The sequence below is a fragment of the Pseudomonas sp. YL2 genome, from assembly GCF_023063025.1.
GTDB lineage: Bacteria > Pseudomonadota > Gammaproteobacteria > Pseudomonadales > Pseudomonadaceae > Aquipseudomonas > Aquipseudomonas putida_A.
Genome location: NZ_JAJSLU010000010.1, coordinates 55290 through 66039 on the forward strand (window position 1 = coordinate 55290; position 10750 = coordinate 66039).

The 10750-nt window shown below is 60.4% G+C and carries 9 protein-coding genes; 3 read left to right on the forward strand and 6 right to left on the reverse strand.

The annotated features are described in order from the left end of the window. Positions 1 to 125 precede the first annotated feature (125 nt). Complete coding sequence (locus LVD08_RS15615; RefSeq protein ID WP_247268589.1) at positions 126 to 1277, reverse strand: M14 family metallopeptidase; 1152 nt, start codon at positions 1275 to 1277, stop codon at positions 126 to 128. Between the two features lie 96 nt (positions 1278 to 1373). On the opposite strand from LVD08_RS15615, the gene LVD08_RS15620 reads away from it, so the two are divergent. Next, on the forward strand, positions 1374 to 1538 hold the full coding sequence (locus tag LVD08_RS15620; RefSeq protein ID WP_158556651.1) for a hypothetical protein: 165 nt from the start codon (positions 1374 to 1376) through the stop codon (positions 1536 to 1538). A 219-nt stretch (positions 1539 to 1757) separates the two neighbouring features. Here LVD08_RS15620 and LVD08_RS15625 read toward each other — a convergent pair whose 3' ends face one another. Continuing rightward, positions 1758 to 2096 carry a DUF6124 family protein gene (locus LVD08_RS15625; protein ID WP_025108948.1) on the reverse strand — a complete coding sequence of 113 codons (339 nt, stop codon included), beginning with the start codon at positions 2094 to 2096 and terminating at the stop codon, positions 1758 to 1760. 131 nt (positions 2097 to 2227) lie between these two features. Between LVD08_RS15625 and LVD08_RS15630 the strand changes: the two genes are divergently transcribed. Further along, positions 2228 to 2887: a LexA family protein gene (locus tag LVD08_RS15630; protein WP_123587550.1), complete on the forward strand. Its 660-nt coding sequence runs from the start codon at positions 2228 to 2230 to the stop codon at positions 2885 to 2887. 39 nt (positions 2888 to 2926) lie between these two features. Here LVD08_RS15630 and LVD08_RS15635 read toward each other — a convergent pair whose 3' ends face one another. The 4 genes from LVD08_RS15635 to LVD08_RS15650 all read right to left on the reverse strand — a co-directional run bounded on the left by LVD08_RS15635 (position 2927) and on the right by LVD08_RS15650 (position 8595). Beyond that, on the reverse strand, positions 2927 to 4876 hold the full coding sequence (locus tag LVD08_RS15635; RefSeq protein ID WP_247268590.1) for an acetyl/propionyl/methylcrotonyl-CoA carboxylase subunit alpha: 1950 nt from the start codon (positions 4874 to 4876) through the stop codon (positions 2927 to 2929). Beyond that, on the reverse strand, positions 4876 to 5691 hold the full coding sequence (locus LVD08_RS15640; RefSeq protein WP_247268591.1) for a gamma-carboxygeranoyl-CoA hydratase: 816 nt from the start codon (positions 5689 to 5691) through the stop codon (positions 4876 to 4878). The genes LVD08_RS15635 and LVD08_RS15640 overlap by 1 nt, the downstream gene beginning before the upstream one ends. 119 nt (positions 5692 to 5810) lie before the next feature. Continuing rightward, positions 5811 to 7418 carry a carboxyl transferase domain-containing protein gene (locus tag LVD08_RS15645; RefSeq protein ID WP_145596602.1) on the reverse strand — a complete coding sequence of 536 codons (1608 nt, stop codon included), beginning with the start codon at positions 7416 to 7418 and terminating at the stop codon, positions 5811 to 5813. A gap of 13 nt (positions 7419 to 7431) precedes the next feature. Further along, positions 7432 to 8595 carry an isovaleryl-CoA dehydrogenase gene (locus tag LVD08_RS15650; RefSeq protein ID WP_027614622.1) on the reverse strand — a complete coding sequence of 388 codons (1164 nt, stop codon included), beginning with the start codon at positions 8593 to 8595 and terminating at the stop codon, positions 7432 to 7434. Positions 8596 to 8953: 358 nt separating this feature from the next. On the opposite strand from LVD08_RS15650, the gene LVD08_RS15655 reads away from it, so the two are divergent. After that, positions 8954 to 10651 (forward strand): AMP-binding protein, encoded by a 1698-nt coding sequence (locus tag LVD08_RS15655; RefSeq protein ID WP_247268592.1) that lies wholly within the window; start codon positions 8954 to 8956, stop codon positions 10649 to 10651. Positions 10652 to 10750 lie beyond the last annotated feature (99 nt).

Sequence of the window (10750 nt, forward strand, 5' to 3'; positions counted from 1 at the left end):
AATTAAAACCATAATCAAGGTAGGCACTCTGGTTTTAATTTGCAACCTTGTTGGTCATGGCGTTTGATTGCGCAAAAAAAAGATCGCAGACACAGCTGCGATCTTTGGGTAGAGCGGGGGAGGGATCAGCGCAGAGTGTCGACCATGTCTGCGATGGTGGTCAGCACGTCCTTGCCCAACTGTTTCGAGCGCTTGCCCGACCAGCCCGTTTCTTTGTTCGGATGGTCGTCATGATCCTTGAACGGCATTTCCAGGGTCAGCGACAGGCAGTCATATTTCTGCCCTACAGCGTTGCAGGCCAGGGTCATGTTGGCCTGACCCGGTTCGTCGCGGGTGTAGCCATATTTGGTCTGGAAGTCTTTCGTGGTGTGCTTGAGGTGCGTGCGGAAATGCTCTTCGAGCTTCTCGATGCGCGGCGTGTAACCCGGGTTGCCTTCGCAACCGGCGGTGAACACGTGGGGAATTTCTTCATCACCGTGTACGTCGAGGAATAGATCGACGCCGTACTTTTCCATCTGCTGTTGTACGAAAAGTACCTCTGGGCTGATGTCCTGACTGGCGCTCTGCCAGGCGCGGTTCAGGTCCTGGCCCATGGCGTTGGTACGTAAATGCCCGTGGAAGGCGCCGTCCGGGTTCATGTTCGGCACCAGATACAGATCGGCGCTGGCGAGCAGCTTGTTCAGCACCGGGTCGTCGTGGCGCTCCAGGCGTTCGATCACGCCTTCCATGAACCATTCGGCCATGTGTTCGCCTGGGTGCTGTTGCGCGATGATCCAGATTTTGCGCTGGCCTTCGGCGCCGCTGCCCTTGCGCAGCAGCTGAATGTCACGACCCTCGACGCTTTTGCCGGTGGCCAGCAGTTCGGTGCCGGCCTTGGTCAGCGCTTGCTCGATCAGCCAGTCGTGACGACCTCGGCTGTAGGGTTCGAAGTAGGCGAACCAGGCGTGGGTCTGCTCGGCTTCGAGGCAGAAGCGCAGGCTGTCGCCTTCGAAACTGGTAGGAATACGAAACCAATTCACATGGTCGTAGGACGCAACAGCCTGATAGCCAGTCCAGGCCTTGTTGTAAGAGGATTGACTGGCGTTGACCAGGCGAAACCAGTGTTCCTGATGAACATGCAGGCCGCTGGCCTTGAAGTGGAACCACTGAAAGTGAGCGCTCCGGGTATCCGGGCGAATGGCCAGAACCGGGTTGAGCGGATTGGAGATGTCGATGACTTGAATGTTGCCGCTGTCGAAGTTGGCGCTGATGTCGAACGAAGATTTGGCCACGGTCATAATCGGTTCCTGAATATGATTTTTATGGCGGCTACTTTACACGCAAGACAGGGCTGAAACCGAGGGAAATTGCGGGTTGCGTGGGGGGCGTCTTCCATGACGCGCAAGCAGCTTAGAGAGTGTGCGATTGATTCTCAAGTGCTAATTGTCATTAGTTTGCCCCAATCGGGCCGGGCTTTGCTTGCCAAGCGATATTCTTTTGATATTATCCGCGCCATCGAATTTGCAGCACCCAAAGACTTCATTAGCCTGAAGCCATAAGCCCGAAAAACGGGCAAAAAAAGACCCGGCAAAAAGCCGGGTCAAAAACCGTGATTAGCCTGATGAGGAGATAGTCCAGAAGACCGACCTGAGGTCTCTGGTCCATCGACTGATCTCGCGACCAGCTGCTTGCAATAATAATCATTATCATTTGCAAGTCAAATGTTTTTATCTGCGCGATTGGAAAATTCTTTCCTGTCCGTCCGCTTTCCGTGTCTGTCAGAGCTGCTCGCCATCAATTGAATGGTCGACCATCGCTCGCGCCATATCCACCATATGCACCACCGAAAATGCCAGGTCACGACTCGCGCCCTGCAGGTTTTCTGCTGCCTTGAAGGCGGTGGCGGCTGCGCAGCGCAACAGATCCGACGCGTGCACGAGGGCTTCTTCGCCGCTGAGATGGCGTTTCACATCGAAAAAACGTTCCTCCACCTCGGGTTCTGACACAGCTGGTTTCAAGTAATAGTCCAGTGCTCGCTGCGCTGCCGCGTTGCCTTGAGGGGAGGTGAACGTGGTGTCCATTTGCAGATCGGGCAAGTCTTTGCTGCTGATATTCATGGTGAAGGGTCACTCCTTGTTCGATTGAAAGTCCGTGCTTCCAGCATAGTACGATGCGTAGTTGTGACCAGAATTTAAATACTACAATATGTGTTTTGCCGGCCGAAGGCGGGGCAAGTAAGGTGCCGCACATGGATAAATGGATTGAGTTGGTCAAGGCCAAAATGAGTGAACTCAAAATCACTCAAACAGAGCTCGGAGAGCGCGTCGGCATGTCCCAGGGCGGGATCGGCCATTGGCTGAACAAACGTCGCGAACCGGGCATTACGGAAATGAACCGCGTATTGCAGGCGCTGGGCATGGACTTCCTGGAAGTGGTGCTGGTGATTCGCGAGCCGCAGGAGACCAACGATGACGAGATGCCCCTGGCGCAGAAGTACAACCCGTATTTCCGCTATCCGGTCAGCGATTGGCACACGCCGTGCGAATCGCGTGAGAGTGCAACCGCCGCTTACGCCCCGTCACATGACAAGCAGCGCTTCGAACTGACGGATTATCACGCCCGTGGCGCAGCGTTCTGGCTGACCGTGACGGGAAATTCGATGACCGCACCTTCAGGTCAGAGCATCGCCGAAGGCATGCTGATCCTGGTGGACCCGGAGGTGGAAGCGCTGCCCGGCAAACTGGTGATCGCCCAGTGGCAGGGCTGCGATGAAGCGATCTTTCGCAAGCTCGACGAAGAGGGCGGCCAGCGTTATCTGGTACCGCTCAATCCGACCTGGCCCAAAGCCCTGTTCACTGATGAGTGTCGAATCATCGGCGTGGTGGTTCAGGCCACGGCGCGTTTCTAGTCAGATCGATCCTCGCTCGGCGTAGGATCGATCTCCCATTTACTCGGCTTCCAGTTCCACCAAAGCGCTGCCTTCGCCGACCATTTCGCCTTCCTGGCAATACAGCGCTTTGATCACTCCCGCATGGGGCGCGCGGATGCTGTGCTCCATCTTCATCGCCTCCAGCACCACCAGTTGCGCACCGGCTTCGACCGATTGCCCGGCCTCCACCAACACCCGCACGATGCTACCGTTCATGGGTGCAGTCAGACCGCCCTGATGGCTGTGGCTGGCGTCAACGGCGCTGATTGGGTCGAACATCTGAATACGCCGCAACTCGCCTTCCCATTGCAGGTACAGCGAATCGCCCTGACGAATGGCGCGCAAGGTGCGACGTACGCCATCGTGCTTGACGACCAATGCTTCATCCGACAGTTTGGCGTTGTCGGTGCTGCCCAAGGTCAACGCCCGATCCTGACCTTCGCAGCTCAAGTGCAAGGTGACTTCCGCCGGCAACCCTGCGCGCAACCCGCTGTTCAACGCCCACGGCGAACCCAGGTCATCCGCCCGAACAACGCCCGGCAAACTCTGCGCGAACGCCTGCGCTGCGGCCTGCCAGAACTCATCGCTCAGCTCACCCAGAGCGGGCAGCAGCGTTTCCTGATAACGCGGAATAAACCCGGTATCCAGCTCCGCGGCGGCAAACGCCGGATGCGCAATGATCCGCCGCAAAAAGTTGATGTTGGTCTTCAAGCCGCCAATCGCGAACTCATCGAGCATGCTCAACAGCCGCAGGCGCGCCTGCTCGCGATCTTCGCCCCAGGCGATCAGCTTGCCGAGCATCGGGTCGTAGAACGGCGAAATTTCATCGCCTTCTGCAACCCCGCTATCGACCCGACGCCCCGGCCCGGTGGCCGATTCACGGTAAAGCTCCAGGCGTCCGGTGGCGGGCAGGAAATCATTCGACGGGTCTTCGGCATACAGCCGTACTTCAATCGCATGGCCATTGAGCGGCACCTGATCCTGGGTGATCGGCAACGCTTCACCGCGCGCCACACGGATCTGCCACGCCACCAGATCGAGGCCGGTAATCGCCTCGGTCACCGGGTGTTCGACCTGCAGGCGCGTGTTCATCTCCATGAAGAAGAATTCGCCGCGCGCATCCAGCAGAAACTCCACGGTGCCGGCACCGACGTAGCCGATCGCCTGCGCCGAACGCACGGCCGCTTCGCCCATGGCGCGGCGCAGTTCCGGGGTCAGGCCTGGGGCCGGGGCTTCTTCGACGACTTTCTGGTGCCGGCGCTGAATCGAGCAATCACGTTCGTTGAGGTACAGGCAATTGCCGTGCTGGTCGGCGAATACCTGGATTTCCACATGGCGCGGTTTGAGCAGGTATTTCTCCACCAGCATCCGCGAATCGCCGAACGACGACTGCGCCTCACGCTGCGCCGAGGCCAGCGCTTCGGCCAGTTGGCTGACGTCCTCAACCACTTTCATACCTTTGCCGCCGCCACCGGCCGTGGCCTTGAGCAGCACCGGATAGCCGATGCGTGCGCAGGCATCGCGGAAGGTTTCGAGATCCTGCGCCTCGCCGTGATAGCCCGGCACCAGTGGCACGCCAGCGGTTTCCATCAACGCCTTGGCTGCGGATTTGCTGCCCATCGCGTCGATGGCCGAGGCGGGCGGGCCGAGGAAAATCAGTCCGGCCTGTTCAATGGCACGGGCGAAGCCAGCATTCTCCGACAGAAAGCCGTAACCCGGGTGAATCGCCTGCGCGCCGCTGGCCTTGGCCGCTGCGATCAGCTTGTCGATTTGCAGATAACTGTCGGCGGCTTTGCTGCCACCCAGATCAACGCGGATATCCGCTTCGCGGCTGTGCCGCGCTTCGCGGTCGGTGGCGCTGTGCACGGCGACGGTGGTCAGGCCCAGCGCCTTGGCGGTACGCATGACCCGGCAAGCGATTTCGCCACGGTTGGCCACCAGCAGGGTGGTGAGAACAGGTGCGCTCATCAACGCGGCTCCTTGGTGGTGGTTGCGGCTTGCCAGCTCGGCGCACGTTTTTGCAGAAAGGCGCGCAGGCCTTCCTGGCCTTCGGGGCTGACGCGGATGCGCGCGATGGCGTTTTCGGTGTAACGGCGCAGGGCCGGGGTCAGCGCGCCGTTGCCGACTTCGCGCAGCAGATCCTTGCTGGCGCGCATCGCGGCGGGACTGTTGAGCAGCAGGTTGTCGATCCATTGCTCGACGGCTTGATCAAGCTCGGCGGCCGGGTAGCTCTCGGACAACAAACCGATTTCCCGCGCACGCTGCCCACCGAAGCGCTCGGCAGTCAGCGCATAACGACGCGCGGCACGTTCGCCGATGGCCTGCACCACGAACGGACTGATCACCGCCGGCGCCAGGCCGATGCGCACTTCCGACAGACAGAACTGCGCATCATCGGCACCGATTGCCATGTCGCAGCAACTGATCAGCCCCAGCGCGCCGCCGAACGCCGCGCCTTGTACCACGGCGACGGTCGGGATTTTTAGCTTGGCGAGGTTGTACATCAGCTCCGCCAATTCGCGGGCATCGTCGAGGTTGGTGTGGTAATCGAGTTCGGCCGACTGCTGCATCCACGCCAGATCGGCGCCGGCGCTGAAATGCTTGCCACGCCCGCGCACCAACAGGAAACGCAGGCTGGCGTCGCTGGCAACCTTGTCCAATGCCAGAATCAGTTCGCGGATCATTTCGGCGTTGAACGCGTTGTTCTTTTCCGCACGATTGAGCCACAGGGTGGCGAAACCCCTTGGGTCGCTCTGCAGTTCGAGGGTGTTGAAGTCGCTCATATTCTTCCGTCTCCACGGTTTCTGTGGGAGCGGGCTTGCTCGCGAAGACGGTCTGTCAGTTGCGGATACGTCGACTGATACACCGCTTTCGCGAGCAAGCCCGCTCCCACAAAAAAGCATCACATCCGGAACACGCCGAAGCGGCTCGGTTCGATAGGCGCGTTCAACGACGCGGACAAGGCCAGGGCCAGCACATCGCGGGTCTGCGCCGGGTCGATGACGCCGTCGTCCCATAGGCGTGCGCTGGAGTAGTAGGGATGACCCTGCTCTTCGTACTGGTCGAGGATCGGTTGTTTGATCTCGGCTTCCTGCTCGGCGCTGAAGGCTTGGCCGCTGCGTTCGGCCTGCTCGCGCTTGACCTGCACCAGCACGCCCGCCGCCTGCTCGGCACCCATCACGCCGATGCGCGCATTCGGCCACATCCACAGGAAGCGCGGATCGTAAGCGCGGCCGCACATGCCGTAGTTACCGGCGCCGAAGCTGCCGCCGATGATCACGGTGAATTTCGGCACTTTGGCGCAGGCCACAGCGGTCACCAGTTTGGCGCCGTGTTTGGCGATGCCGCCGGCCTCATATTTCTGGCCGACCATGAAGCCGGTGATGTTCTGCAGGAACAGCAGCGGAATGCCGCGCTGGCAGGCCAGTTCGATGAAGTGCGCGCCTTTTTGCGCGGCTTCGGCGAAGAGGATGCCGTTGTTGGCGAGAATCGCGATCGGGTAGCCATGCAGGTGCGCAAAACCGCAGACCAGCGTGGTGCCGAACAGCGCCTTGAATTCATCGAACACCGAACCGTCGACCAGCCGCGCAATCACTTCGCGCACGTCGAATGGCTGTTTGGCGTCGGCCGAAACCACGCCATATAACTCGTCGCTGGCGTACAGCGGCGCAATCGGCGTGCGCTGCTGCACTTCGCCGAGCTTGCGCCAGTTGAGGTTGGCGACGCTGCGGCGGGCGAGGGCGAGGGCGTGCTCGTCGCTCTCGGCGTAATGGTCGGCCACGCCGGAAATCTTGCAGTGCACATCCGCACCGCCCAAGTCCTCGGCGCTGACCACTTCACCGGTCGCGGCTTTCACCAGCGGTGGGCCGGCGAGGAAAATCGTTGCCTGATTGCGCACCATGATTGCTTCGTCAGCCATCGCCGGCACATAGGCGCCGCCCGCGGTGCACGAACCCATGACCACGGCGATCTGCGGAATGCCCATGGCGCTCATGTTGGCCTGGTTGAAGAAGATCCGACCAAAGTGTTCGCGATCCGGGAACACTTCGTCCTGACGCGGCAGGTTGGCGCCGCCCGAGTCCACCAGATAGATGCACGGCAGGCGGTTCTGCTGGGCGATGGTCTGCGCGCGCAGGTGTTTTTTCACGGTCAGCGGGTAGTACGAGCCACCTTTCACTGTCGCGTCGTTGGCGACGATCATGCACTCGACGCCTTCGACACGGCCGATCCCGGCAATCACCCCGGCGGCTGGCACGTCTTCGCCGTACACCGCGTGCGCGGCGAGCTGGCTGATCTCGAGAAACGGCGAGCCCGGATCGAGCAGACGATTGATCCGCTCACGCGGCAGCAATTTACCGCGCGAGGTGTGCCGTTCCTGGGCTTTCGCGCCGCCACCCTGCGCCACTTGGGCGAGCAGGGTGTGCAGCGCGTCGACCTGTTCAAGCATCGCCGCGCTGTTGGCGGCGAACTCCGCTGAACGGGGGTTGAGCTGGGTATGCAGGATAGCCATGTGCAGCTCCGTTTTAGCGGGTTTCGTTGAACAGTTCGCGGCCGATCAGCATGCGCCGGATCTCACTGGTGCCGGCGCCGATTTCGTAAAGCTTGGCATCACGCAGCAGACGCCCGGCCGGGAATTCGTTGATGTAGCCGTTACCGCCGAGAATCTGGATCGCGTCGAGGGCCATTTGCGTGGCGCGCTCGGCGGTGTAGAGGATCACTCCGGCGGCGTCCTTGCGCGTGGTTTCGCCACGCTCGCAGGCCTGGGCCACCGCATACAGGTAGGCGCGGCTGGCGTTGAGCTGGGTGTACATGTCGGCGACTTTGCCCTGGATCAGCTGGAATTCGCCAATGCTCTGGCCGAACTGCTTGCGATCGTGGATGTACGGCACGATCAGGTCCATGCACGACTGCATGATCCCGGTCGGGCCGCCGGACAGCACCACGCGTTCATAATCGAGGCCACTCATCAGCACTTTCACGCCGCCATTGAGCACGCCGAGGATATTTTCTTCTGGCACTTCGACGTCATCGAAGAACAGCTCGCAGGTGTTGGAACCGCGCATGCCGAGCTTGTCGAACTTGTTGCTGCGGCTGAAGCCTTTCCAGTCGCGCTCGACGATGAACGCGGTGATGCCGTGCGGGCCTTTTTCCAGGTCGGTCTTGGCGTAGATCACGTAGGTGTTGGCGTCAGGGCCGTTGGTGATCCAGGTCTTGCTGCCATTGAGCACGAAGCGGTCGCCGCGTTTGTCGGCGCGCAGTTTCATCGAAACCACGTCGGAGCCGGCGTTCGGCTCGCTCATGGCGAGTGCGCCGACGTGTTCGCCGCTGATCAGCTTCGGCAGGTATTTGGATTTCTGTTGGTGGTTACCGTTGCGGTTGATCTGGTTGACGCAGAGATTGGAGTGCGCGCCGTAGGACAGCGCCACGGAAGCCGAGCCGCGGCTGATTTCTTCCATCGCCACCACGTGCGCCAGGTAACCCAGACCCGCACCGCCGTACTCTTCCGGCACGGTGATGCCGAGCAGGCCCATGTCACCGAATTTGCGCCACATGTCGGCCGGGAACAGGTTGTCGCGGTCGATCTGCGCGGCGCGTGGGGCGATCTGATCGGCGACGAAGGACTGAACCTGATCGCGCAGCATGTCGATGGTTTCACCGAGGGCGAAGTTCAGGGATGGGTAGCTCATGGGTCACCTTTTGGCTTTTTTGTAGGGTGGGGAGGGCGGTCAATGGCTCTCACCTTTACGTTAACGTAAGCCTGCGATGGTTGGCTGTCAATCATCCTTTACGTTAACGTCAACTTGAGCGAGAGTAGGGGCAGTTCAGGATTGAAAACGGAGTGCTTTTGGTGGGAGCGGGCTTGTGTGGTGAGGGGATTTATCCCCGATGGTTGGCGAAGCCGACCCAAAACCTGTGAATGCGGTTCAACAGGAAAAACTGAGGGTGCGCTTCGCACACCATCGGGGATGAATCCCCTCGCCACAGTTGACTCCCGCCAAGAGCAAAATCCCGGTAAACCCACTAATAAAGACAATAGGGGTCATCATGGATCAACCCAGTGCAAACCCGCAGCGCAGCTACACCCGTGGCTCACAGGACAAAGCCTTGCTGGCGATGACCATCGGGCAGAAGTTCGATCAGACTGTCGCGCAACACCCGTACGGCGAGGCGCTGGTCGTAAGGCATCAGCAGTTGCGTTATACCTGGCAGCAACTGGCCGATAGCGTCGACCTGCACGCCAGAGCCTTGCTGGCGCTGGGTTTGCAGGCGGGAGATCGGCTCGGCATCTGGGCGCCGAACTGCGCGCAGTGGTGCATCACGCAAATCGCCACGGCGAAGATCGGCGTGATCCTGGTCAACATCAACCCGGCCTACCGCAGCTCCGAACTGGAATACGTGCTCAAGCAGTCCGGTTGCCAGTGGCTGGTGTGCGCCGGCGCTTTCAAGTCCTCCAACTACCACGCCATGCTGCAAGGGCTGGTACCGGAACTCGCCGAGCAATCCATCGGCCATTTGTGCAGCGAACGTCTGGCGGATTTGCGCGGGGTGATCAGCCTCGACGCACAGCCACCGTCGGGCTTCCTGCCGTGGTTGCAACTGGCCGATCTGGCGAGCAGTGTTTCGCCCGAACAACTGCGTGAACGCAGCGACAGTCTGCACTTCGATCAACCGGTGAACATCCAGTACACCTCCGGCACCACCGGTTTCCCCAAGGGCGCGACCCTCAGTCACTACAACATCCTCAACAACGGTTACATGGTCGGCGAAAGCATCGGCCTGACCCCGAGCGACCGCCTGGTGATCCCCGTGCCGCTGTATCACTGCTTCGGCATGGTCATGGGCAACCTCGGCTGCATCACCCACGCCAGCACCATGATTTATCCCAACGACGCGTTCGACCCGCTGCTGACCCTGCAAACTGTCGCCGAAGAACAAGCCACCGGCCTGTACGGTGTGCCGACCATGTTCATCGCCATGCTCGATCAGCCGCAGCGGGCCGAGTTCGACCTGTCGACCCTGCGCACCGGGATCATGGCCGGCGCCACTTGCCCGATCGAGGTAATGCGCCGGGTCATCAGCGAGATGCACATGAGCGAAGTGCAGATTGCCTACGGCATGACCGAGACCAGTCCGGTGTCGCTGCAGACCGGACCCAACGATGAACTTGAACTGCGCGTCACCACCGTCGGCCGCACCCAGCCGCAACTGGAAAACAAAATCATCGACGAGGCGGGCAACCTGGTGCCGCGCGGCACTATCGGTGAGCTGTGCACCCGCGGTTACAGTGTGATGCTCGGTTACTGGAGCAACCCGCAAGCCACGGCGGAAGCCATCGATGAGGCGGGCTGGATGCACACCGGCGATCTGGCGAGCATGAACGATGAGGGTTACGTGAACATCGCCGGGCGTAACAAGGACATGATCATTCGCGGTGGCGAGAACGTTTATCCGCGTGAGCTGGAAGAGTTTTTCTTCACCCACCCGGCGGTGGCGGACGTACAAGTGATCGGCATTCCGTGCTCGCGTTACGGCGAGGAGATTGTCGCCTGGATCAAATTCCATCCCGGCCACAGTGCCTCCGAACAAGAGCTGCAAGCGTGGTGCAAGGAGCGCATCGCCCACTTCAAGACGCCGCGTTACTTCAAGTTTGTGGAGGAGTTTCCGATGACGGTGACGGGCAAGATCCAGAAGTTTCGGATGCGTGAGATCAGTATCGAGGAGCTCCGCGAAAAGCAGGCCTGACAACAATCAAATGTAGGAGTGAGCCTGCTCGCGATAGCGGTGTCTCAGTCAATATTTGCATCGACTGACACACCGCTGTTTTTGGCGACCCCCATCCGG